21 protein-coding genes and 1 pseudogene are annotated in these 24398 nt (G+C 63.9%); 14 read left to right on the forward strand and 8 right to left on the reverse strand.

Annotation, left to right across the window (positions count from 1 at the left end; genetic code table 11):
* The first annotated feature begins 25 nt into the window (after window positions 1–25).
* Both AB4Z48_RS29660 and AB4Z48_RS29665 read left to right on the forward strand, forming a co-directional pair.
* Window positions 26–376: a ribbon-helix-helix domain-containing protein gene (locus tag AB4Z48_RS29660; RefSeq protein ID WP_441620608.1), complete on the forward strand. Its 351-nt coding sequence runs from the start codon at window positions 26–28 to the stop codon at window positions 374–376.
* A 20-nt stretch (window positions 377–396) separates the two neighbouring features.
* On the forward strand, window positions 397–792 hold the full coding sequence (locus AB4Z48_RS29665; RefSeq protein ID WP_441620610.1) for a VOC family protein: 396 nt from the start codon (window positions 397–399) through the stop codon (window positions 790–792).
* Window positions 793–830: 38 nt separating this feature from the next.
* On the opposite strand, the gene AB4Z48_RS29670 is transcribed toward AB4Z48_RS29665, so the two are convergent.
* Window positions 831–1784: a glycosyl hydrolase gene (locus AB4Z48_RS29670; RefSeq protein ID WP_441620612.1), complete on the reverse strand. Its 954-nt coding sequence runs from the start codon at window positions 1782–1784 to the stop codon at window positions 831–833.
* A gap of 69 nt (window positions 1785–1853) precedes the next feature.
* Window positions 1854–3920, reverse strand: a complete 2067-nt coding sequence (locus tag AB4Z48_RS29675; protein ID WP_441620614.1) for a di-heme oxidoreductase family protein — start codon at window positions 3918–3920, stop codon at window positions 1854–1856.
* Window positions 3921–4677: 757 nt separating this feature from the next.
* On the opposite strand from AB4Z48_RS29675, the gene AB4Z48_RS29680 reads away from it, so the two are divergent.
* The 4 genes from AB4Z48_RS29680 to AB4Z48_RS29695 are packed head-to-tail and all read left to right on the forward strand — an operon-like array spanning window position 4678 to window position 11229.
* Window positions 4678–5952: an ATP citrate lyase citrate-binding domain-containing protein gene (locus tag AB4Z48_RS29680; protein ID WP_441620616.1), complete on the forward strand. Its 1275-nt coding sequence runs from the start codon at window positions 4678–4680 to the stop codon at window positions 5950–5952.
* Window positions 5953–5973: 21 nt separating this feature from the next.
* A complete protein-coding gene (locus tag AB4Z48_RS29685; RefSeq protein WP_441620618.1) occupies window positions 5974–8673 on the forward strand; it encodes a CoA-binding protein in 2700 nt (899 codons plus the stop codon).
* Between the two features lie 18 nt (window positions 8674–8691).
* Entirely contained in the window at window positions 8692–10005 is a 1314-nt protein-coding gene (locus AB4Z48_RS29690; protein WP_441620619.1) for a CitMHS family transporter, read from the forward strand.
* Between the two features lie 12 nt (window positions 10006–10017).
* A complete protein-coding gene (locus AB4Z48_RS29695; RefSeq protein ID WP_441620621.1) occupies window positions 10018–11229 on the forward strand; it encodes an ABC transporter substrate-binding protein in 1212 nt (403 codons plus the stop codon).
* Between the two features lie 2 nt (window positions 11230–11231).
* Here the strand turns inward: AB4Z48_RS29695 and AB4Z48_RS29700 are convergent, their stop codons facing one another.
* Window positions 11232–12326: an ABC transporter substrate-binding protein gene (locus AB4Z48_RS29700; protein WP_441620623.1), complete on the reverse strand. Its 1095-nt coding sequence runs from the start codon at window positions 12324–12326 to the stop codon at window positions 11232–11234.
* A 93-nt stretch (window positions 12327–12419) separates the two neighbouring features.
* Between AB4Z48_RS29700 and AB4Z48_RS29705 the strand changes: the two genes are divergently transcribed.
* From AB4Z48_RS29705 to AB4Z48_RS29715, 3 genes are all read left to right on the forward strand, one after another.
* Entirely contained in the window at window positions 12420–13100 is a 681-nt protein-coding gene (locus AB4Z48_RS29705) for a response regulator (RefSeq protein ID WP_441620625.1), read from the forward strand.
* Complete coding sequence (locus AB4Z48_RS29710; RefSeq protein ID WP_441620627.1) at window positions 13084–14490, forward strand: sensor histidine kinase; 1407 nt, start codon at window positions 13084–13086, stop codon at window positions 14488–14490. Before AB4Z48_RS29705 ends, AB4Z48_RS29710 begins: the two co-directional genes overlap by 17 nt.
* Window positions 14491–14999: 509 nt before the next feature.
* Window positions 15000–16547 (forward strand): sensor domain-containing diguanylate cyclase, encoded by a 1548-nt coding sequence (locus AB4Z48_RS29715; protein ID WP_441620629.1) that lies wholly within the window; start codon window positions 15000–15002, stop codon window positions 16545–16547.
* A gap of 179 nt (window positions 16548–16726) precedes the next feature.
* Here the strand turns inward: AB4Z48_RS29715 and AB4Z48_RS29720 are convergent, their stop codons facing one another.
* Both AB4Z48_RS29720 and AB4Z48_RS29725 read right to left on the reverse strand, forming a co-directional pair.
* Window positions 16727–18298, reverse strand: a complete 1572-nt coding sequence (locus tag AB4Z48_RS29720; protein WP_441620631.1) for a methyl-accepting chemotaxis protein — start codon at window positions 18296–18298, stop codon at window positions 16727–16729.
* 423 nt (window positions 18299–18721) lie between these two features.
* Window positions 18722–19948, reverse strand: a complete 1227-nt coding sequence (locus AB4Z48_RS29725; RefSeq protein WP_441620633.1) for an MBL fold metallo-hydrolase — start codon at window positions 19946–19948, stop codon at window positions 18722–18724.
* A 185-nt stretch (window positions 19949–20133) separates the two neighbouring features.
* Here AB4Z48_RS29725 and AB4Z48_RS29730 point away from each other — a divergent pair, with 185 nt between their 5' ends.
* From AB4Z48_RS29730 to AB4Z48_RS29750, 5 genes and pseudogenes are all read left to right on the forward strand, one after another.
* Window positions 20134–20820 (forward strand): M24 family metallopeptidase, encoded by a 687-nt coding sequence (locus AB4Z48_RS29730; protein ID WP_441620635.1) that lies wholly within the window; start codon window positions 20134–20136, stop codon window positions 20818–20820.
* Between the two features lie 99 nt (window positions 20821–20919).
* Window positions 20920–21087 carry a rubredoxin gene (locus tag AB4Z48_RS29735; RefSeq protein ID WP_441620637.1) on the forward strand — a complete coding sequence of 56 codons (168 nt, stop codon included), beginning with the start codon at window positions 20920–20922 and terminating at the stop codon, window positions 21085–21087.
* Between the two features lie 10 nt (window positions 21088–21097).
* Window positions 21098–22252 carry an FAD-dependent oxidoreductase gene (locus AB4Z48_RS29740; RefSeq protein ID WP_441620639.1) on the forward strand — a complete coding sequence of 385 codons (1155 nt, stop codon included), beginning with the start codon at window positions 21098–21100 and terminating at the stop codon, window positions 22250–22252.
* 34 nt (window positions 22253–22286) lie between these two features.
* Window positions 22287–22487 (forward strand): annotated as a pseudogene (locus tag AB4Z48_RS29745) (porin); the annotation flags it as partial.
* A gap of 337 nt (window positions 22488–22824) precedes the next feature.
* Window positions 22825–23298: a DUF6130 family protein gene (locus tag AB4Z48_RS29750; protein ID WP_441620640.1), complete on the forward strand. Its 474-nt coding sequence runs from the start codon at window positions 22825–22827 to the stop codon at window positions 23296–23298.
* Window positions 23299–23456: 158 nt separating this feature from the next.
* Here the strand turns inward: AB4Z48_RS29750 and AB4Z48_RS29755 are convergent, their stop codons facing one another.
* The 3 genes from AB4Z48_RS29755 to AB4Z48_RS29765 form a co-directional block, all read right to left on the reverse strand.
* Window positions 23457–23621, reverse strand: a complete 165-nt coding sequence (locus tag AB4Z48_RS29755; protein ID WP_441620642.1) for a hypothetical protein — start codon at window positions 23619–23621, stop codon at window positions 23457–23459.
* A 95-nt stretch (window positions 23622–23716) separates the two neighbouring features.
* Entirely contained in the window at window positions 23717–23974 is a 258-nt protein-coding gene (locus tag AB4Z48_RS29760; protein ID WP_441620644.1) for a hypothetical protein, read from the reverse strand.
* Between the two features lie 62 nt (window positions 23975–24036).
* Entirely contained in the window at window positions 24037–24303 is a 267-nt protein-coding gene (locus tag AB4Z48_RS29765) for a hypothetical protein (RefSeq protein ID WP_441620646.1), read from the reverse strand.
* Window positions 24304–24398: the final 95 nt, after the last annotated feature.

Consider the following 24398-nt stretch of genomic DNA (forward strand, 5'->3'; position numbering starts at 1 on the left):
GCACCGATCCCGCCAGGAGCCGCCCATGTGCGAATTCTTCATCACCGCCGATCCCATCCTGTACGAATCGCGCACGCGCTCCATCCGCATTCATGGCGTGCAGTCCAGCATCCGGCTCGAGAACTTCGTCTGGGACACGCTCTCGACGCTGGCCGCGGAGGAAGGCATGACCACCAATGCGCTGATCGTGCAGTTCCACGACGAGATCCTGCGGCACAGGGGCGACGTGCTGAACTTCACCTCCTTCCTGCGCGTGACCTGCCTGCGCTACCTGCGCCGCAAATGCGACCGGCTGGAGGGCGGCGCCAGGCCCGCCGACAGCCCGGCCGAAGCCCAGGTGTTCCCGCACCCCAAGCCATCGCGCATCACCCACTAACGCTCCTCGAGCCCATCACCATGGCCAAGTTCATTCATACGATGATTCGCGTGCGCGATCTCGAAGCGTCCATGAAGTTCTACCGCGACGTCCTCGGCATGACGCCGTCGCATACGCTGGACTTTCCCGATTTCGCGCTGGTGTACCTGCGCAATGCCGAGAACGATGCCGAGATCGAGCTCACCTGGAACAAGGGCCGCCAGGAGCCCTACACCCATGGTGACGGCTACGGCCACGTTGCGGTCGTCGTGGACGATGTGGCGGCCCGGCATGCCGAACTGGTCCAGGCCGGCTACCAGCCGCTTGCCGTCAAGGAGTTCAAGGACGGCGACACGCTGCTGGCCCGCTTCTTCTTCATCCAGGACCCCGATGGCTACAAGATCGAGGTGCTGGAGCGCCATGGCCACTATCGCTGAATGCGGCTGGTCTAACAGGGAACCGGCCCCGAGTCGAATCAGTACGGCAAGCTCAGGTAGTACCGGCCAAGCGCCGTCAACTGGCCGTCGGCGGCAAGCAGGCCCGTGAAATGGACATCGCTGCCCCATCGACCCGTGAACCACGCGTACCGGAACACGTCGGGGCGCTGCTCGCATGTCGCCACCATGTCCTGCATTTGCTGCTTCTGCTTGTCCGGCGTGTCGATCTGCGCGCCATCGCTGCCTGAGTGCCAGTTGGCAAACTCGGTTACCCAGAACGGCTTTCCGTATTTGGCAAGGCGATCGAGCTGACCGCCCAGGCCATAGTCATACCAGTGGAAGGCCAGGTAGTCGATCTGCGGATCCCGGTTGCCGTTGGCTGCGCGATACGCCGTGTAGAACGCGTCGAGCCACGTCACCGGATCCTCGAAGCCAGGCATTGTTCCCCATGTCACGGTGGGACCCACCAGCTTCACGCCGGTATGGGCGCCAATGCTCTCGTAGCGAGGCCACGCGGCAGCGGCGGCGGCTGGCGCAAGGTTGGCCTGGTCGACCAGGTTCGGCTCGTTCATCAACAGCAGATACCGGATCCCTGGATGGGCGCGCAGATACGCCTCTATGGCGGCAGCGTCGAAGCTCCCGTTCCAGAGCATGGGAATGTAGTCCATCCCATAGGCAGCCTTGACGTCGGCAGGCGCCGCGGCAGCCGGTTGCGATGCCCAGTTGTACCACCAGGATACGCCGGGTGCGAGAGCGGCGAAGTCGGCCGCGCTGGCCAGATCGTAGACCACGCCTCGCTTGGCGCTCTTGTTGATGGTTGGCGTCGATACAGGCGGCGTGGCAGGCGTGGCGGGTGCGATGCTCCCCCCATTGCCGGCGGCTCCGTTGCCGCTGTTCGGTGCGGAGGCATCCTCGCCGCCACCGCATGCCGCCATGGCGAAGGCCATCGCCATGGCCAGCAGACCGTGGCCGATCACGTTGCGCGCATTCATTGGAAATTCCGAAAGAAGACTGTGAGAGCCTGCTCACGCCAATCTGCGGGAGCGAGCAGGCGACCCGGATTACAAGGACTGCAGAAACGCTGCGATCGCGTTGCGGTCGTCCTTCGGGAGGGCCTCGTAGCGCGTGCGGCTGTCCGTCGCCTCCCCCCCGTGCCAGAGGATGGCTTCCGCCAGGCTGCGCGCCCGACCGTCATGGAGCAGGCGCACACTGGTGTCGGCGCCCTGGACAAAGCGCAGCGACCCAATGCCCCACAGCGGCGCGGTCCGCCATTGACTGGGATAGGCGCGTGCTTCCGCCAGCGTGTCGGCCAGCCCCGGACCCATGTCGTGCAGCAGCAGATCGCTGTATGGATGGATCGTCTGTTCGCGCAGTTCGGCAAACGGGTGCGTATTGCCGGTCTTCATGGTCGGGGTGTGGCAGGCCACGCAGCGGACTTGCGTGAACAGATCGCCGCCGCGTGCGATCAATGGCGGGTCGACATCATGCTCGGGCGACACGCGCACGCCATCCGGGAAGCCGCTGCGCAGCTTGCGCTGGGCGGGCACGCCGATGAGCGACAGATAGGTCGACAGGCGCTGCAGTTCAGTCTCGCTGACCGAGGTGGGGACGGTCGAGCCGCGGCAATCCGGCGCGCCACGCTGGCAACCACGATCCGGCAGTACCGGCGAGGTGACACCCATGTCTTTCATCAGCGCATCCGCCGCCTGTTGCCGGATGCTTCCCTTCGAGGCCTTCCAGCCGAACCGGCCAAGGTGCGTCTTGCCCGTCTCCGGATCGACGACGAAGTTCGGCACGCCTTTCACGCCGTCGCCATTGGCATCGTCCGGATCGGCCAGGGCGAGAATGGTTGGTTCGGCAACGGCCTCGAGCAGGCCCATGCCGATGACCTGCGGCGCCTGGCGCGTCGAAAAGCTCGCCGGCGTGGGGCCCTTGAACGCATAGACCGGCTTGACCAGTTCCACCTTCTCGCCCTCGGGCAATGTGCGCACCGTCGTCTCGTACGACTGCACGGTCACGTCATAGGCAGGCGCGGCGGGGTTCTGCGCATGCTGTTGCACGTTGTGGCCATAGACGGGATCCGGCTTGCCATCGGCCGTTGCCGTCAGGAACGATATCGTATCAAGCCCGGCACCAATGCCCGACGCCTTGCTGCGCCCGTTGTTGGTATGGCACTCGATGCAGCGCGGCTGGTTGTAGCGCGGGCCGAGCTGGCCGATGTGCGCCGTGAATACCGGGTTGTCCTTGTCGTGCTCCGAGTGCGTGCCATCCGCGAACGACGTGTGGAACAGGCGGCGACCTTCGACAAAACGCTGCGTATTGGCAATGCCGATGTTGTTCGCCATCTGCTGGAAGACCCGCATCGGCTCCTCCGAGTAGTTGTACGAAATGCTGGCCTGGCCGCCCAGCAGCGTGTCGTCGGGCAACGGCTCGGAGTCGAGATTGGGCGCAATGCCGTACCACGGGCGCATGCCCACGCCCACGATGTAGAGCTGTTCGAACGAATAGTAGCGGCTGCCCCCGCCATCGACGACCGGATCGCGCTTGAGCCTCGGCGCCGGCGCAAGTTCGACCTTGTCGCCAATCTTCAGCGGACTATGCGGATCCGTACGCCAGTTCGAATCGACGACCATCATGCAGTCTTCGCGTGGCTGGGCCTCGCGGCAGATCGGCAGCCCACCTTCCTTCGGATTATTGAAGCCATAGTTCAGCGACCAACCGTAGTCGCGCACCGTGGGGTCGAGCACATTGCGGAAGAGACTGAACGTGGTGCCATCGAAGATGCCCTGGTTGACGCGCAGGTACATCTCGATGCGCTGGCGGCCGGCAGGCACGCCGTCGCGAATCTCGATGCCGAACGTACGGTTCTGAAAGTAGAACGTCGGAAACGTCAGGTAGCGGCCGGGACCCGCATCGGGCGCGTCCCATGGTTCCCCGCGCTCGCGCGCGTGACGCTCGGTCGGGCGAGAGCCCATCAAGGTCACGAGTGTGCCGTCCGGTTCGCGATACTGGATCTGCTCCATGAGCGGCGTATCGGAGGTGAACAGCGGCGTATAGGCTTGCGCCTGCGGCGTGGACGACTGTGCCGCGGCGCCATCGCCACCGCCGCCTCCGCCACATGCGGTCACAAGGAAAATCGCGGCCAATAGGGAGGCCGGCCCACGTTGATGAGCAAGGAATTGCATGGCGTTGTTGACCCTTCTTTTTATATGGGAACGCTAGATTTATCTATGTCTTATATGTATCCGGCGAACACATTTCACCATTCAATTCGCGGGATAAGGCCACCGTTCCCTGTGGCCGCGAGCGATCATGGTTGACACCTAAATCGATGTCAATTGACATGATTTAGCACGCGAGGTGACAAATTTTTCATGTCTGGTCACGAAGATTGTCATTCGTATTGCCCACGCCGGTTTTATGCCTGCCCCTATTCAATTTGTCTTATTCATCAGTCGGCCGGCGTATTTGAAAGGCTGTAGTTTTTTTTCAACCGGAGTGGATCTGCATCTGATGCCGCCATCGACGGATGGATCTGGATTCAACCGATTCCGGCTCGGGCAGACGGAATACGGCCGCCATGGCAATACCGTTCCGGATTGGCGCTGACGCAGATCGCGTGCGGCGGGAGATCCACTTCGGCGCCGGCTCGGGTGCCGTGACCTCACTCGACTGACTCGCCCCCGGCCGCAACCTGCCGTGCATGAAGGCAGCGGGGCTTGTCCGCGAACCGCGCGCGGGAAAAAGCGCAACGCAGTGCTCATGCGAGGCGCCGCTCGCGCGGCAGGCATGCGGGAAATCCCCTAGCCCCGGATGAAAGGCTGGCGAAAGCTTCGGTGAACTAGCATTGGTTCCCATCAGTGGTCAATAGATGTAGGAGACACCATGCAAATCACCGGCATGCTTCACGGCGCGCGGTTGCTGCAGCTCGTGGGTTTTCCCACCGCTGAAGTGCTCGGGCCCGACGCCAACGACGACCAGATCAAGGACCTGATCGAACGCCACAAGCAAGTCTTCATCAAGCCCGTCTTCCGCGGGGGCGTCGGCAAGAAGGGCAAGGCCGGCCTGCTTGGCCGCGTCAGCGACCTGGCTTCGGCGCTCAAGGAAAAGGAACGCCTGTATTTCGTCGAACACCAGCACGGCTACCAGCGCGCCAAGGCCAATGGCGTGACGTTCGAAGGCGGCGTGCCTTCCGACCATGAAATCTATTTCTCGCTGACCGATTCCACCGAATTCCGCGCGCCGACCATGACCCTGACCCATCACGGCGGCATGGAGATCGAGGAGCTCGACAACAGCCAGATCGCGCGCGTGCCGTTCAGCCCGCTGACCGGTCTCAAGGCCTTCGTGGTGGCGAACGCGCTGAGCCGCCTGAACGCACCGAAGGAAATCATTTCCCCGCTGGTGCAGTTCCTGCCCAACCTGTGGGACCTGTTCCACGACTACGGCATGACCACGCTGGAACTCAACCCGATCCGCATGCGCGCCGACAAGCGCGGGCGGCTTACGCCGGTGGCCTGCGACTTCAAATGCGGCTTCGACCACGACGATCCGCGCTGGCAACGCCTGAACCTGCCCGCGCATTTGTTCGCCGCCGACACATCGCCCTTCGAACAGGAGATCAATCAGCTGCGCACGTACCAGGGCCAGAGCGACGTGTACATCATCAACGACAAGGGAACCATCCTGGCCCCGACGTTCGGTGGCGGCGCCAACTCGCTGGTCACGCAGATGCTGGGCGACGACGCGATCATCTCATCCGATTTCGGCGGCAATCCACCGTACGAAAAAATGAAGGCTGTCGCCAGTATCTGCTTCAAGCACTGGCTCAAGCAGAGCAACGTCCTGTTCATCATCGGCGGCAAGTCCAACAACACGGACATCTTCGAGACCTTCCGTGCCATGGCCGACGCGTTGCGTGAGCACTTCGGCAAATACGGCCCCTCACCGCTGTATGTGGTGGTCGGGCGCGGCGGCCCGAACCTGGTGCGCGGCATGGCCGTGCTGCGCGACACCTGCGAGTCGCTGGGCCTTCCCTACGTCAGCTTTGGCTTCGACTCGGCCATGAGCGAGGTGGTCGACCATGCCCGCAAGGTGGATGCGTGGATGAAAGCCGGTGGCCGTGAGCAAGTCGCGGCCCGATTGAATGTGACCGCCTGAAGTCACTGTCTGGAGACTGCGATGCGCATCAAGGGTGTAAGCGATTTCAAGTATTTCGTCGGCATCAATTCATTGGCCGAGGTGGCGACACGCGAAGATCGCGTGTGTGTGCTGAATATCATGGGAGGGGAATCCAGCGACGTCACGCCCGTAGGCCATGCCTACTCGGGCGGCAATGTGGTGTTCGGCACCTCGCCCGGCCGCAGGGGCCAGGTGCTCGACACCCCCGCCGGGCCGATTCCCGTCTACAACAACGTGCGGGAAGGCCTGGAGGCAGGGCATCGCTTCAATTGCGGCGTGGTCTACCTGCCGCCGTCCGCGGCCGACGATGGCGTGGTCGAACTGGTGCGGGTCAATCCGGAGCTGAAGAAGATCTTTATCCCGACCGAGAAGATGTCGGTGCACGATGCCCGCGAGATCCGGGCCCTGGCCCAGTTGAACGGCATCGATATCTTCGGTGGCAACAGCCTCGGCGTGGCCGATGCCTGGAACCAGGTACGCATCGGCGGCGCCCTCGGCGGCGACGCGCCGGGCGATACGCTGCGCAAGGGTTCGATCGCAATCCTGTCCAACTCCGGCAGCTTCACCACCACCATTGCGCAGTACATGCGCATGGCGGGCTGGGGCACGACCACGCTGATATCGAGCGGCAAGGACGTCTACATCCACTATGCCGCGCCGGAATTCGCCCACGCGCTGGCCAACGATGATCGCAGCAAGGCTGCCGTGCTGTACTGCGAGCCAGGCGGCTTCTATGAGCGCGATGCCACCTTCACCAAGCCGGTGGTGGCCTGCGTGGTGGGGCGCTGGAAGAGCAGGCTCACCCGCGCGGTCGGCCATGCCGGCGCCATGGCGGGCGGCGGCGACGACGCCGAATCCAAGGAACGCTGGTTTATGGAGAAGTTCGGCGTCGACGGACTGTTCACGCCCAGGAACCCGGTGTTCTCGGCCAAGGGCGCGGTTGTGGTCAATATTGCCGACATTCCTGCCGCACTGACCGCCGTGATGCGCGCCAACGGCGTGGAACCCGATTTCGAGCCCGAAGGCACCATGGAGCTAAAGCCCTGGTTCAGCTCCAGCCAGGGCCTGTCGCTGCCGGCCGATCTCGACCTGCCCGTGGTGCAGGCACCCGCGCCGTACGGCCAGCAGATCAGCGCGCTCGACCAGCAGATCGGCGCCGTGCTGCCGCGCCAGCCGATGAAGGATACCTCGGGCGTTTCGCAGATGGATGCCAGGACGCAGCTGACCAGCCTGCACGGGGTATCGATGCTCGATGCGGCGCAGTATCCGCTGGAAGTCAACGTAAGCCTTGCGCTGCTGCACGAGCCCGGCGGCATCAACGATCAGAAGCTGATCAACGTGGCCGTGGCTGCCTCGCTGAACCTGCACGGCCACCCTGCCCTGGCGGCGGCCCAAGCCTCGCGCGATGCCGGCAATGCGCCCAACAGCGTGTTGGCCGCGGCCGCCAGCATCCTCGGTCCACGCACGCAGGAGCGCGCGCGCGCCCTGACGCGCATGCTGATCGACGCCTTCGCCGCGGCCGGCCTCGGTGACGCGATGGACGAAGACTTCGACACCGGCAGGGTCCGGCTTGAATCGCCGGGCCTGTTCGTCGCGGATCGGCCCGACGACCGTGCTGCCGCCATGCTCAAAGGGCTGGAAGCGCGGGGGGCCAGATCGGTGTTCGTGCGTTACCTCCAGGCCTTGCCCGGACATCCGACGGAAGATGCCGTACTGGCCGCCATCGCCACCACGCTGGCCTGGGGCCCGCTCAAGCGCAAGCGCGTGTCGCGGATCACCGCGGAGAGCCTGCCATGGTGGATACGCCTGTTCGGCGCGCTGATCGGCGCCTCCGTTCCGGCGGACCAGCACACGGCCGATGGCTTCTGCGGCATGGCGACCCGCGACATCCTCGAGCAGCGCTCGATCAGCGAGGTTGCCTTCATCGCACTGCTGGGCCTGCCGGCCAATGCGGCAGATCTGCACGCATTCCAGGTGCTGGTCGGGCTGCTGTTGAGCAACGGGCCGGGCACGATCTCGGCGCAGGGCGCCAAGGGCGCGGTGTCCGCCGACGGCCCGGAAGACCCGGAGCGCGTGCAGCTCAACAAGGGGCTGGTCGGCTTCCTGACCCACACCGGCTATGCGCATGGCGGCAACGGCTACGAGGGCATCGCGTTCCTGATCGAGCAGTTCAGGGATGCGGGACTCAAGGACCCGGGCAACCCCAACCACGGCATCGACCTCAAAGCACTCGCGCAGCGCTACGTCAAGCACTATGCTGATTACAAGGCAAACAAGAAGAATACGGGCAGCCTTGACATCCAGAAAATCCCTGGCGTCAACCACCCGGTGTTCAAGGACAAACCAGTGAACCACGACCCGCGTGAAGTGTTCATCGCGACGCTGTTCGCCGAGCGCGGCGAGTACAACGTGTTCCACGCGTTCTACCGCACACTGGTGCAGACCTTGTTCGACGAGGGTGTGTCGCGCAATGTTTACTGCGTGAATATCGACGCCGTGATCGCCGCGCTGCTGCTCAAGATGTTGTGGCAGCCTTACCAGAGCGGGCAATACACGGAAAGTGCGCTGGAGACGGCTGCCTTCACGATCTTCCTGTACCCGCGCATGCTCGGCTGCGCCGCCGAGATCGACGATCACCTCAACCGGGGCCGGAACATGGATACGCGCACGGCGGCTTCCAAGTGCCAGTTCGTGGCCTAGGAACAGGAGGAACGCGGTATGTTGACCCTGCTTGCCTACTCGATGGTCATCGTGTTCATGGCGCTGATCATGACCAAGCGCCTGTCGGCCATGGTCGCCCTGATCCTGGTGCCGATCGTATTCGGGCTGATCGGGGGCTTCGGCATGCAACTAGGCCCGATGATGCTGGATGGCATCAAGAAGCTCGCGCCGACCGGCGTGATGCTGATGTTCGCCATCCTGTATTTCGGCCTGATGATCGACGCCGGGCTGTTCGACCCTGTCGTGCGCCGGATCCTGCGGCTGGTGGGCGGCGATCCGATGAAGATCGTGGTCGGTACCTTCGTGCTGGCGGTGCTGGTGTCGCTCGACGGCGACGGGTCGACCACCTATATGATCACCTGCGCCGCCATGCTTCCGCTCTACAAGCGGCTGGGCATCAGCCGCCTCGTGCTGGCCTGCGTGATCATGATGGCCGGCGGGCTGATGAACATCCTGCCCTGGGGCGGACCCACCGCGCGCGCGGCAAGCGCGCTGGGCGTGGACGTGGGCCTGATCTTCGTGCCGATGATCCTGCCGATGGTCGTTACCGGTTGCTGGGGCCTGTTCGTGGCGTTCATCCTTGGGCGTCGCGAACGCAGGCGGCTCGGTGCGATCGCCCTGGACGGCGCGGCCGCCGGCCTTGCCGCGCCCGACGTGGCGATGGGCGACCCGAGCATCGCCCGGCCCAGGCTGTTGTGGGTCAACCTGCTGCTGACGGTGGTGCTGATGGTACTGCTGATCCTCGGCACGCTGCCGCTGCAGGTCCTGTTCATGGTGGCCTCGGCCATTGCGATCATGATCAACTACCCGAACCTCGCCGAACAGAAGGAACGAATCAGCACGCATGCGGGGAATATCGTGCCGGTGGTGGCCCTGATCTTCGCGGCGGGCATCTTCGTGGGCATCTTGTCGGGCACCAAGATGGTCGATGCGATCGCGGCCAGCGTGATTGCCGCGGTGCCGCCCTGGATGGGTCCTTACATGGCGATCGTGACCGGCGTGCTGAGCGTCCCCTTCACCTTCTTCATCTCTAACGACGCATTCTACTTCGGCATCCTGCCGATCCTCGCCAAGGCGGCCGCGGTCTACGGCATCGGCGCCGCCGAGATCGGACGCGCATCCTTGATCGGCCAGCAGGTGCATCTGCTTAGCCCGCTGGTGGCTTCGACCTATCTGCTGGTGGGCCTGGCCGAGGTGGAGTTCGGCGACCACCAGCGCTACACCATGCTCTGGGCGCTGTCGGCGGCGCTGGTCATGCTGATCGCCACCGTCGTACTCGGCGTCATTCCCCTCGTTGGCCATGCGCCTTGATGGCATCCCTCCATGCACGACGACATCCAATCCATCCCGTCCACGCAGGCGATTGCCGCCGCTGCGCGCACCGTACGCACCCGAAGGCAAGGCATGAAGCTCCTTGTCGCCATGGGACTGGGACTGTTGTGTTCGCTCGGCCAGGCACAGGAACCGGGGGAATCCGGGGAGCTGATGGGCTATGCGGCCAGAGGCAGGGTGCCGGCAGGCTATGCACCGGCCTATGCGACGACCGTCCGGGCCGCTGAAGACGAAGGGCGGCTGGTGATCTACTCGACCACCGATGCCAGCGTCGCCAACGTCCTGATCGCGGATTTCCGGACGATGTACCCGCGCATCGATGTCACGTACGAGGACCTGAACAGCACCGTGCTATACCACCGGTTCGTCGCCGAAACGCAGCTTGGCGGCGAATCGGCCGACGTGCTGTGGAGTTCGGCCATGGACCAGCAGGCGGCGCTGGTCAGCAATGGCTACGCGATGCGCTACGACTCGCCGGAGAAGGCCAGCCTGCCCAAGTGGGCGAACTGGAAGGACCAGGCCTTCGCCACCACCTACGAGCCGGTCGTCCTTGCCTACAACAAGGCGCAACTGAAAGCCGGCGAGGTGCCGCAGACGCACGCGGATCTGGCGCGGCTGCTGAATGCGGACCCGAAACGCTTCCAGGGCAAGGTGGTCAGCTACGACATCGAGAAGTCCGGGCTCGGCTTCTTCCTGGCAACGCAGGATGTCGCCGTGTCGCAGGACTTCTGGGATGTCGCCCGCGCCCTGGGCAAGAGCAGTGTGCGGCTCGACCTGACCACCGACGCCATGGTCAGGCGCGTGGCTTCCGGCCAGGCCCTGATCGGCTACAACCTGCTCGGCGCATACACGCTCGCGCAGGCGCGCAGGAACCCATCGATCGGCTATGTGTTTCCGAAGGACTACACGCTGGTGATGTCGCGCATCATGGTGGTGAGCAAGAAGGCGGCGCATCCGAATGCCGCGAAGCTGTGGGTCGACTATCTGCTGTCAAAGCGCGGCCAGACCGTGATTGCCAATAACGCGCGCCTGTTCGCCGTGCGCGACGACGTCGAAGGCGAAGACACCGCGGCGCGCCTGAGACAGACGCTTGGCGCCAGCCTGCGGCCGATCGCGGTCGGCCCCGACCTGATCGGTTACCTCAACAATCAGAACTACCGGGATTTCATCCTGCAATGGCGGCAAGCGCTCGCGCACCCATAGGGTCAGGGCGAGCGCGCCAGCGCATCGTTCCAGCGCCTTAGGAAGTCCTGCCGCTTGTTTCGGTCGAGGTAGGCCATCAGGCCGACCCCGATTGCGATCGGCCGGATGTTGCTGCCTGCGTCAAGCCGAAACACCGCCGCGTTGCCGCCGCCGGCCACATCGCTGCGCAACGCAAACAAGCCCATCTTGTTCGCCAGCACGCCCTGCCCGCGCTTCGAGAGGATGTAGTCGAGCCAGAGCCTGGCGGCATTGGGATGCGCCGCGCGTCGCTGGATAAAGGCAATGCGCGAGCCGACCAGCACGTAGTCCTGCGGATAGACCAGGCCGATGGCGGGATCGGCGAGCATCCTGCTGGCAGCGTAGGAACCGAGCACGTTGTACGCCAGCAGGCTTTCACCGGAGGACAGGCTCTGCAGCATGGCATCCGTGCTGGGCGCCTGCCGCGCGCGACTGGCACCCAGCGCCTGCGCTACCTCCCACAGCATGCCGGACGCCTTGGCGTCCTGCGTGGCCAACAGGAAGCCGAGGCTGGAGGCCGCCGGGTCATAGGTGACGACGCGGCCCTTGAAGCGCGCGGGATCCGCCTTGAGCAAGCGAATGAAACCGGCATGCGTGCGTGGCACCTCGGCCGCGGGCAGCGCGTGCTTGTTATAGGCAAAGCCGGCCGGCTCCAGCGTCGTGCCCCAGGCCTCGTTCTTCCACACGGACCAGTCCGGCAGGTGGGCGCGTTCGGGGGAGGCATACTGCAAGGCATGGCCGTCATTGACCAGCTTGACCTGCAGGTCCATGGCCGAACTCCACAGCACGTCGGCCGTGGCGCTGCGGCTCTGGATTTCCCTCAGGAAGCGGTCGTAGATCTCGGTGCTGTTGAGGTCGTGGTACTCCACCTCCACGCCGGGGTACATGGACTTGAAATCGGCAATCAGGTACCTGGCCTCGGCCATGTCGGTGGGAGAATAGACGACGACCCTGCCCTCCTGGCGGGCGGCCGTGATGGTTGCCGCATAGTCACCGGGATAATTCTGCGGGACCTGCGCCTTCGCCGTGACCAGTGTCAGCAACAAGAGGAGACCGCTCAACCATGCTCTCAATGCCATGTTCCCCCCCAAGTCTGCCCGAGTCGGCGCATCATTATATCTACGCCGATGCATTTCCCGCGGGCGCTGGCGTTTCCTCCCGGGAGTAAGCCCATGCGCACACTACTCGTCGAAGACAACCCGAAACTGGCCCGCTCGCTGATGGAGGCGCTGGGAGCCGCAGGCATGGTGCTCGATGTGGTTTCCGACGGGCTCCATGCCGATCAGTTGCTGCAGGCCGAAAGCTACGACGTGGTCGTACTCGACCTGGCATTGCCGGGCCTGAGCGGCATCGAGGTGCTGCGCCGCGCCAGGGCGCGCGGCGACGATGTCCCGGTCCTGATCCTTACCGCCTCGGGGGAGACGCCCGATCGCGTGCGCGGGCTGAATGCCGGCGCCGACGACTACCTGCCCAAGCCATTCGACCTGACCGAACTGGTCGCCCGCCTGCGCGCCATCGCGCGGCGCCGGCAGGGACGCACCCATGCGCTGTTCGAACTCGGCCGCCTGTGCTTTGACAGCGTGGCCATGGAGTTCACCGTGGYGGGCCAGCCGCTGGTATTGCCGCGGCGCGAGCACGGCGTGCTGGAAACGCTGATCACCCGCGCCGGCCGGCCGGTCAGCAAGCAGGAGATGTGCGCGCAGTTGTGCTCGCTGGACGACGCCGTCAGCGCGGAGGCCGTGGAAATCTATGTGCACCGGCTGCGCAAGCGCCTGGAGGGCAGCGGCACGCTGATCCGCACCTTGCGCGGACTGGGTTATCGCCTGGAAGCCAGCGATGATCCGGCTGCGTAACCATCTTCTTCGGTGGCTGCTGATTCCCCTGGTGATCGTCTGGGCGGTCGGATTCTGCATCAGCTACGTGCGCACGCTGGAGCAGGCCAACCAGGCTTACGACCGCACGCTGCTTGGCTCGGCGCTCGCCATCGCCGAGCGGGTATCGGTGCAGAACGGCGAGCTCAGCGTCGACGTGCCATACGCCGCGCTGGAGATGCTGGAAACCCGCTCGCAGGACCGCATCTTCTACAAGGTGAGCTGTCTCGACCCGCCCAAGGTGTTCACCGGCCACGAAGACCTTCCCGATCCACCCAGGCCGCCGCAGGACGATGCGCCGCTGTTCCTCGACGCCGTGTACAACGCGGAACCCGTGCGGCTGGTGGCGCTGCGGCGGCCCGTCTACGACGCCAGGATCTGCGGCCCGTTACTGATCGAGGTCGGCGAGACCACGGGCGCCCGCGAGGCGTTGTCCAAGCGCATCCTGGTCGACGCCAGCGCGATGCAGCTGACCCTGATCGTTGTGGCTGCGCTGCTGATCGCGCTCGGCGTGCGGCGCGGCCTGCTGCCCTTGCGGCGCATCCGGGACGAGATCAAGGGCCGCGACGAGACCGACCTCACGCCCATCGCGACGCAGACCGTGCCGCGCGAAGTGGTTCCGCTGGTCGAGGCAATCAACCTGCACACCCAGCGCCAGCGCCAGATCAACGAGGCGCACCGGCAATTCATCGCCGACGCCTCGCACCAGCTGAAGACGCCGCTCGCGGTGCTCAGGACCCAGGCCGCGCAGGCGCTGGCGCAGTCCGATGCGCAACGCATGCGCCAGATCGTCGAGGAGATACACGACAGTACCGATGCCACCTCGCGCATGATCCAGCAACTGCTGGCATTGGCGCGCAGCGAGGCGGGGCATATTGTCGACGACGAGGAACTGGATCTGGTGGAACTCGCCCGTCAGGCGAGCTTTGATTTGTTGCCGCAGGCACTCGACAAGCGGATCGACCTCGGCTTCGACGGCAGCGCACCCGTGTGGATGACAGGCAAGGCCCTGCTGCTGCGCGAGCTTGCCTCCAATCTTGTGGACAATGCGATCCGCTATACGCCTGAGGGCGGGAAGATCGATGTGTCGGTCACGCGTGATGCGGCGGGTGACGCCGTGCTTGAAGTCGATGACAACGGGCCGGGCATCCCGCCCGACGAGCGAGACAAGGTCTTCGGCCGCTTCTATCGCGCACGCGGCGCGCGGGCCGATGGCTGCGGCCTTGGGCTGTCGATCGTCAAGCAGATTGCCGACCGGCACGGTGCCCATGTCGAACTGGGCCAGGCCCCCGGCAACGCAGGCCTGCGCGTGCGCGTGCGATTTCCGTCGTCCCGGCCGTCGGCAGCGCGGGATGGCAAGCGACTCGATTGAGACGGCGTAGTTGAAGTCCTTGCCCATGGGGTCGGAGAGGAGCGAGTGTTGGTGCAGGATCTTCAGGTTCAGTTGATTGGGCCACCAGTCCCGGTTCGACGTGCCGCTGCCCGCGGCATGCATGAACGGGCATTTCGTTTCCATCGACATGTGCTTTCCCTTTCATCGGGAATGGAGCGAGCTTCGTCGTTCTTGGGCTTGTCCCATTTTGCGGGAGGCGTGTGTATTGCCGAATCGCACTACGGAATGTGTTTGCGAACACGGTTTTGCAGGCACGCGCCGCCCCGGCAATACGGGCCGCCGCCAGTACGGTGCGTAGACGGGCCCGTCAGGAATTTTGTGCTTAGGGCACAACATGTCGCCTAGGCGCATGTCATGCCACGCAAAACCAAGACGAGCCAGGCCGTCGGCCGTTAGCTGCCCACGCCATCCGTGCGCGATACTCACCGGCGGTCATCGCAAGTCCAAGCGGCACTACAATGACGCCTGATTAGAGAACGGAAGAGTGGATGAGGTTATTTAGTCACTTACCAAAGAAGCGTCGTCCTCGCCACTCCCCTGCAGCATTCATCGTTCCGGCTGCGATTGCGCTGACGTGTGCCGTTGCGGGATTGGTTGCATTCGCGCTCATCCAGATGCGCAGCGACGCCCTGGTCGGCGCCGGCGAGGCGTCTTCGAACGTCGCCCTGACTTTGGAACGAAGCATCTCGCGCAACCTGCACATCTATGAGCTAGCGCTCGGTGGCGTCATGGAGACCATGCAGGATCCGGTAGTCATGGCGATGCCTGCCCAGTTGCGGCAACGCGTTATCTTTGACCGCTCCATGAACGCCGAGGATATGGGTTCGCTGCTAGCAACCGACGCGCAGGGAAACCTCGTGCTGGATTCTACGAGTTGGCCGCCTCGGCGCAACAACGTCTCGGACAGGGACTACTTTCAGGTCCATGCCGAAGCGGCATACAGCGGCGTGTTTCTTAGCCGGCCGTTTCAACCGCGACTGACAACGGAAAACAAGTCCATCGCACTGAGCCGACGCCTCGAGACCCGCGACGGCACTTTTTCGGGCATCGTAGTCGGCACGCTTCGCCTGGACTACTTTCGCAAGCTCTTTGACGGCGTCAATCTAGGCGCGGGCGGAACCCTCACCTTGCTCCGGACCGACGGCACCGTCATCATGCGCCGGCCGTACGGTGAGGACGATATTGGACGCAACATTTCAGATAGCGCCTCCTTTGGGCCCCTGCTCCAGGGCACCGATGGCAACTTCATCGGTGTGGCCGCGGTCGATAGCGTGCGACGTCTCTACAGCTATCGTCGGGTTCCCGACTATCCGCTTGTGATCGTGGTTGGCCTCTCCGTTCATGATGTCCTTGCGCAGTGGCATCGGCGAGCGTGGTTGTTTGCTGGTCTTGTCGTTGGCGTTGGCACCTTGATCATTGGCCTCGCTGTCATGCTGTCGCGTCAGTGGCAGCGCCGCCTCAAGATGGAAGACCATCTGCGATGGATGGTCGATACTGACGGGCTCACCGGCGTTGGAAGCCGGCGGGCTCTTGACGACGCCGCAGACAAGGAATGGCGTCGGGCCCGGCGCGCCGGTACGCCGCTCTCCTTGCTGATGGTCGACGTCGACCACTTCAAGCAGTTCAATGACCGATACGGTCATCTAGCCGGTGACGACGCCCTGGCCGCCGTCGGGCACTGCATCCAGCAACATATCCGCCGACCGGGCGACTATGCAGGTCGCTACGGAGGCGAAGAGTTCGCCATCTTGCTTCCGGATACCGATGCGCAGGGTGCGGTCATGGTTGCCGACAGCATCCGGGTCGCGGTTCAAAGTCTGCATATCGGGGCCAGCAGTGTTCCGGCGAAATTGACCGTCAGCATTGGGGTCGCAACGGACGCTCAAGATAAACTCGGATGCCGTACCTTTGCTGACCTGCGGCACTTCTTCCGTGTCGGAGACGAAGCTCTCTACCTGGCAAAACGCGAAGGACGTGACTGCGTGGTTGAGTCGCGCGAGAATGCCCGGATTGCTTTCCAGAATTGCGGGCACTAGTTTCGGCTCACCTTGGCTCTCGTTGTCCATCGTGCTTGCGTCCGCAAATGGTGGTTGCGCAAGCAAGCCTGCCCACGCTCAGCCGCAAATGCCAGGTGGGTTCAATTTCGCGCTTGCAAACGTGCCACTACTCCGCCGGACTGATGCGAGGGCTCCTATCTGCCTGAACGCAGGCAAGCTTACCGTGCGAGCCTCGGCCCAATCCCCATATTGAACACGCTCACCACTTGCTTGAGCCTGCCTGCCTGATCTTCCAGCGAGCCGGCGGCGGCAGCTGCCTGCTCGACCAGCGCGGCATTGTGCTGCGTCACTTCATCGATCTGCGTGATTGCCTGGTTGACCTGCTCAATGCCCGATGTCTGCTCCTGGCTTGCCGCCGAGATCTCGGCCATGATGTCGGTGACTCGCTTGACGCTCTGGACAATCTCGTTCATCGTCGCGCCCGCCTGCTCGACGAGCTGGCTGCCGGTGGTGACCTGCTCCACCGAATCGTCGATCAGTGCCTTGATCTCCTTGGCCGCGGACGCCGAGCGCTGCGCCAGACTGCGGACCTCGGCGGCCACCACCGCAAAGCCCTTGCCTTGTTCGCCAGCGCGCGCGGCTTCCACGGCCGCGTTCAGCGCCAGGATGTTTGTCTGGAACGCGATGCCTTCAATCACGCTGATGATGTCGACAATCTTCTTTGACGACGCGTCGATTGACTCCATGGTCTGTACCACATCGGACACTACCGCCCCGCCTTTGGCGGCGACGTCCGATGCGGAGACCGCAAGCTGATTCGCCTGGCGAGCGTTGTCGGCGTTCTGCCTGACGGTGGCGGTGAGCTCTTCCATGGACGAAGCCGTCTCCTGGAGGGAGCTGGCTTGTTGTTCCGTGCGTGCCGACAGATCAGCGTTGCCGGCCGCGATCTGTCGGGACGCGACCGTAACCGATTCGGTGGACGCACGGACAGAGCCAATCACCTCGATGAGGCCGTCCTGCATGCGCTTCCCGGCGGCGGCGAGCGCACCGATCTCATTGTCCGCGTTCTGTTCGAAACTACCCGTCAGGTCGCCGCCGGCCACCCGGTCCAGGCGTTGGCCAATTGCCTTCAGCGGCAACAGCAGGATATGACCGAGCGCCCAGCGCGCGGCCACGGCAATCAGGATCATCATCAGCAGCATGACCGCAAGCACCATTTGCGTCGTTTCCAGCGTGCTGCGCGCTTCGTTCTGCGCCGTATCGCTCTTGAGTGCCGAGCGCTTGGCGAGCTTTTCAAGCTCGGCATTGAAGGCGCGAGATGCGGCAATGCTCTGGACCGCGGAAAGTTTGTCATACAGCGCGGTGTCGCCCGCGACAACGGCGCTCTGCTCGGCCCTGACGCTCTCATTGAGCGCCTGGTACGTAGCCACCACCCTCTTGGCAAGTTCGACGTCCTCAGGGTTATCCCTGGGCGACGCGGCGAACACCTCGATTTGCCGCTGCCCCTGCTCCAGCCGCGCGGCCACCGTCTTGATCAGATCCTTGGCGGCATCCTCCTGACCCGAGCGCGCGGCGCTCTGCGTGCCCGCAAGGGAGACACGGGCACGCTGCGTGGCGGCAAACGCCGCGTTCGCGGCCTGGATTTCCTCGGTCGAATGGATCATGCGCGCGAGGGATCCGGTGGTGTCGTGCAGGCCTCGCCAAGCCAGGAGACTGTTGATCGCCATGAGGACGACAAATAAGCCAAGTATGACCATCAAACTGGTGCTAACCCGCAAGTGCTTCATCATTCACTCTCAATGTAGGGGGGGAATCGATCCCACCCGGTGGGCGATGGCTCGACGGGGCAGATAGCGCGCCTTGCTCCGATTTACGGTTTCAACGGCAAGGCCGCGCCAATCTTTAGGGCGCTTGTGGTTCCTTCGTAACAAGCGCCAATGGCTCCTGCCATCACCGTTCCCACGGCGATCGCCACGCGATGGGGAAGTGCAATCTTTCGATTCCCGTCCCGTGGAGCTGATGAGTGTTTGTTGAGGGGCTGTTGCCGCAATGGCGATCCGCGGAGCAACTGAAGCTGAACAGACCCCGGACTTGCCGCGTCGTCAGCAGTTCGGGCGGGCGCGTCACGAACTCAATATCGGGAACATCTGCTTCATGCGGGGGTGATGATGGGACATCGCGCCGCCCCCGTTGGCGGGGGGCGGCGGATGCCCTTAGAGGCCGGCGTAGACCATTTTCGTGAACTGGTCGCCGTTGAACACGAAGTTGCCCCATTTCGCGTCGAAGGCGGCCGTCGGCCTGGCGGCGATGATCTCGTCGAGCGACTTGCCCTGTTGCTTCAGTGTGGCCACGTTGTTGCGGACCGTGACCAGCATGTCGCGAAATTCGATCAGTTGCGTGCGCGTGCCGACCGCACCGTGACCGGGAATGACGATGGTGCGCGCGGTGGTACGGGCTACGGCCTGGTTGGCCCACTTGATCGCGCCATCGATGCTGCCGCCATCCTCGTTGTCGATATAGGGGTAGAAGCCGTTCCAGAAGGTATCGCCGAGAGCCAGTACATCCGCCTTGCGGAAGTAGACCCACAGATCGCCGTCGGTATGCCCATGGCCGAAGTTCTCGACCTCGACCCGGGTACCGCCGAAATCGAAGGTCTTTTCGTTCTTGACCAGCAGCGTCGGGCGGGCGGCTTCCGGTACCGGATCGAAGGTCCAGTTCCACGCGTTTACATGCGTGGTCTCGGTCAGATGCCGGAAGGTGTTCTCCTGCGCGACGATGGTGGCGCCCGCCTCATGCATGCCGGCATTGCCGTCGGTGTGATCCCAGTGCCAATGCGTGTTCACGACGAACTTCGGCGGTGACGGGCTGATCTTCGACAGCGCCGCGCGCAGTTTCTCCTGCGACTTGCTGATGCCGGCGTCGACCAGGAATTTTCCTTCCTTGCCGGAAAGGACCGTGATGTTGCCGCCGGAACCCATCAGCACGGTGATGTTCCCGCGCAAGGGTTGAACCACGAGATCTGCGTCAGCGCGACGCAGATACCGGGCCCCTGCGCCGGTATGGAAGTAGTCGTCGGGCGTGACTTCGGCGGGCTCGGCGGTAGCCGCGCTGGCCAGCGCGGAGGCCAGCAAGGGGCTCGCCACAATGAGGATAAACAGGGAGGATCGCTTGAACATGACGTCGTCTGCCAAATGAGTGGATGCGAGCCGGGTTGCGCGCATCGCGGACGAGTATGGCGATCGCGGACGCGCGGCGGCATCGCCGCAGAGGGGGATTCCGGCCAAATGGCGGTGGTTTTCGGCCAGTCCCCGGATCGATCTCGGCGCGCGTGGACAGCCGGGCCGCGGCCGGCGTGGAGACGTTCCTGCTCGATATTGCTGCGGCGACACCCCGAACCGTCTCCTGAAGATCTGCCGCATGTCGTTGCCCACGATGCGCATAGCCGGAATCCCACGCCTTTTGGCACGAAAAACACGACTACCGTCATGAGCAGCCGCAGCTGGCATGAAAGCCACGCAGATTGGCGCTTCCCGGCCGTCCGTCAGCGCTGTCTTCCAAGGTGATCGCGGGAACAATCTCACCCAAGGTTCGAAGCCGTTTCGGCCTTCCCACTGGAGAAAACAGAATGAGCGCAGTTCCCGCATCCCTCGCCGAGCGCGTCGGCCCGGCCTTTTCCGTCGATGGCATGCTGCTGGCCCGCAACAAGACCCGCGAGGCTGTCGCCAGGATCGCCTCGCGCGTCAAGCCGGGCATGGTCGAGGAAGATGCCGTCGAAATGGCCAAGCGCGTCATGCTCGACGCCGGCCTCGCCCTCAGCTGGCACCCCACGCGCGTCCGCTTCGGCCGCAACACCATCAAGCCGATGAAGCAGGCTTCCGAGCCCGGCGTGATCCTGCAGGAAAACGACATCTTCTTCGTCGACATCGCCCCGCGCGTGGATGCATGGGAAGGCGACGGCGGTGCGTCGTTCGTGGTGGGTCAGCATGAGGAATACGAGCGTTGCGCGCGCGATGCCGAGGCGCTGTTCCACGAGGTACGCAATATCTGGAAGCGTGACCGCCTGACCGGCCAGGCACTCTATGCGGAAGCCGACCGCATCGCCAGGTCGATGGGCTGGGAGCTCAACTTCGACCTGCCGGGTCACCGCGTGTCGGACTTCCCTCATGCCACGATCCACACCGGCTCGCTGGCCGAACTCGAAGCCAGCCCGTCGTCCATGCGCTGGATCCTCGAGATCCACGTACGCGATCCGCAGAAGCGATTCGGCGCGTTCTTCGAAGACATGCTGCTGCAAGACGAAGACTACCTGTAAGCGCGGCCCTGTCCGCCGGTGCGGTCGACTTCCCTTCACACCACGGTGCCGCTCCGCGCGGGCGGCACGTCGTCACCTCATTTTAAGAAGGAACCTCTCATGAAAGTCTGGCAATGTATCGTCTGTGGCCTCGTCTACGATGAGGCCCTCGGCGACCCCGAGCACGGGCTTRCTCCCGGCACGCCCTGGAGCGATGTGCCGGACGACTGGGCCTGCCCGGAATGCGGCCTCAGCAAGGAAGCCTTCGAAATGACTGAAATTGGCTAAAGAACAAACCATGGACCCTTTGATCATTATTGGCGCCGGGCATGGCGCCTTTGCATTTGCAGGCGCGTATCGCAAGCTCGACGCCACCCGGCCGATCCTGCTGATCACCGAAGATGGCGGCGATGCGTACAGTAAACCCATGATCTCCAACGCGTTCGCGCAGAACAAGGCTTTCGGCGACCTGATCACGGGCACCTACGAGGCGATGATCGAGCGGCTGAATCTCACGCTGCTCCGCCAGACGCGTGTGGAACGGATCGATACCGCAAGCCGCTGCGTGCACACATCCGCCGGCACCCACGCCTATAGCGACCTGATGCTGGCGCTGGGCGCGATACCTGTCAGGCTGCCCATCGAAGGCGATGGCGCTGCCGACGTGATGTCAGTCAACACCTTCAACGACTACCAGTCATTCCGCGCGCGGATCGACGGCGCGCGCCGCGTATTGATCATGGGCGCCGGCCTGATCGGTTGCGAGTTCGCCAACGACCTTGTCCATGGCGGCATCGCGTCGGTGATGGTGGACCCGTCGCCCCAGCCATTGGCATCGCTGGTACCGGCGACCCTGGGCGAAGGCATGCGCGGCGCGCTGTCGCGCGAGGGCGTCGCGTGGAAACTCGGCACGACCGTGCGCCGCATCGACCGCACCGCCGATGGCTATCGCGTGTCGCTGGCCGATGGCAGCCACGAGGACGTGGATGCCGTGCTGTCGGCCATCGGACTGCGTCCGCGCACCGACCTGGCGGCGGCTTCCGGCATCGCCGTCGATCACGCCATCCGCGTGGACGATCACGGCCAGACCAGCGCACCCAACGTCTACGCGATGGGCGACTGCGCGCAGTACGCCGATGGCCGCTGGTTGCCCTACATCCGCCCGATCCTGGTCGCTGCCCGCAGCATCGCTGCCACCATCGCCGGCACGCGCACCCCGATTGACTTTCCTGCCATGCCAATCATGGTGAAGACGCCGGCCTACCCGATCTCGGTGGTACGGCCTCCGCAGTCCACGGCCGGGACCTGGAAGGAGGAAACCGTCGACGGCGGCCGCCGGCTCGTGTTCCAGGATGACAGCGGCGTACTGCACGGATTCGCCGTCAGCGACAAGGCCGTCGCCGCGCAGCAGGCACTCCTGAAGGCGCTTGGCACGCCCTACACGCCGCAGTAGTTTCTCGCGCGTGCCAGGGGGGTGGCGAAGTTCCGGGACAGTTCCGGGACAGTTCCGGCGCGATTCCGGCCATGGCGCCGGCCTGGCCTACAGTGCGGGTCCTTTCGGCGTCACGGCCGCCTACGACCAGTACAACCCGACGCTCACCGCAACGGGCAATACGGGAACGGTCAAGAAGGCTGCCGCAGCGGCCGGCTACACCGTTGGCAAGGCCAAGGTGGTGGCCGGCTATCGACCCACTGATTTGACGAACTAACCGTCAGGGATAGCGGGAATCCTCTCCTTGCGGCAACAAGGGAAAACACTGGATCCGCTCAAGGAACGTGCTGGCCCCTGAAGCAGGATTTTCGTATCGGTGTGTATCTCCCCGCGGTGGCGACACATGCCCTTACGTCGACGCCCCTCGCGCGCTACAGGCGGGATACATCCGTCGCGTCAAATGCGTCCGGTAGCCCGGCAGCGAGCAGCATCAATGCGATCCTCCGCTGCGCGCCGACTGTGACCAACATTGCCGCGATCAATTCCAGTCGATTGGTCTGGCGCTTTTTCCGTTCGCAACCCAGGAGTTCCCCATGAAGCGCTCAAACGCTCTTTTCGCGGCCACGCTCGCTCTCTCGATCAGCGTCCTCGCCAATGCTGCCCATGCCGCGGAGCCGGCCAAGACCGCGGAAGGCCGTCCGCCGGCTGTGATTCCCGTGGAATCGGAGCCGGCGCCAAAACTCATTGCGTATCCGCCGCTAGCCGAGGCATTGGCTCGCGGGGTCGTCATCATTCAGTACCGGACCGAGAACATGCGAATCATGCCGGTATTCGGCAAGAACGCCGTTGAGGTATCGCCGCATCTCGGCCACCTTCACGTGACGGTCGATGATTGGCACGGAACCTGGGCCCACACAAGCGAGGATCCGATCATCCTGGTTGGATTGAAACCCGGCGCGCACAAGATCCTGCTCGAGCTGTCCGATCCGGTTCACAAGATCATTACCAGCGAAACTGTCGCCGTTACCGTCCCGGAGCTAAAGCCATCCAAACCCCACGAGCACTGATAGCCCGCGCAGGAAAGGGATCGTCCCGGGGTACCTTGCCATCGGCGAATCCGACCGTTGCTTCGCTTCGCGAAACCAGGGTTGCCCCGTTTCCTGCGTAGCCATGAGCGAATTACCGTGGAAGCCAGCGGGCTTCCACGGGGCGCGGCGCGTGTCGTTCAGACCTTGGCGTGGGTGGCAGCCCATTGCGAAGGATTGACATCGATCGCCAGCCCGAGGCCGGAGCCGATCACGCCGACGTTGTTGAGCGTGTTCACGTTGACGCTCTGCAGCTGGAGGATGTTCTGGTTGACGTTGACATTGACGTTGGCGATGGATGACATGGGGCTCTCCTTGACTTCACTGGATACGGTCAGATGCGGTTGAATGGCTTGGCTGGCTGCGGAGGTGGCAAGGCCGCCTCCGCGAGCCGGGCCGTTCAACGATAGATGTTGTTCTGGGCGTTCTGGGTCGAGTTGACATGCGACTTGATGTCGTCCACGAAGGCAGCGTTGTTGCCGTTCATGTTGACCACATTCTGGGTCTGGCCGATCAGCTGCGAGGCGTTGAAGGTCGAGTCGACCTTGACCGCGCTGAACACGGGCATGAAGGGCACGAAGCCGCCGCGCACGGCGCGCATGGCGCCGGCGTCGAGTTCTTCGGTGACGGACAGGTCTTTGATGGCGATGGTAGTCATGGCAGTTCTCCGGTACTCAGTGATGTGCGAATTCGGTTGGCGCGCTCGGCGGGGCCGGCGGCTTAGCGGTAGATGTTGTTCTGGGCGTTCTGGGTCGAGTTGACATGCGACTTGATGTCGTCGACGAAGGCTGCGTTGTTGCCATTCATGTTGACGACGTTCTGGGTCTGGCCGATCAGTTGCGAGGCGTTGAAGGTCGAGTCGAGCTTGACCGAGCTGAACACCGGCACGAAGGGCACGAAGCCGGTGCCGCCGCGCACGGTGCTCATGGCGCCGGCGTCGAGTTCTTCGGTGACGGACAGGTCCTTGATGGCGAGGGTGGTAGTCATGGCAGTTCTCCTTGGGAGCGATTGAACTTTGGGTTCGGTTGGTTTGAGCAGTGTTTCTGCGCTCGGGAGGTACAAACGCATGGAGTGTGCCAAGG

This window comes from Cupriavidus sp. 2TAF22 (genome assembly GCF_052115045.1).
Classification (GTDB): Bacteria; Pseudomonadota; Gammaproteobacteria; order Burkholderiales; family Burkholderiaceae; genus Cupriavidus.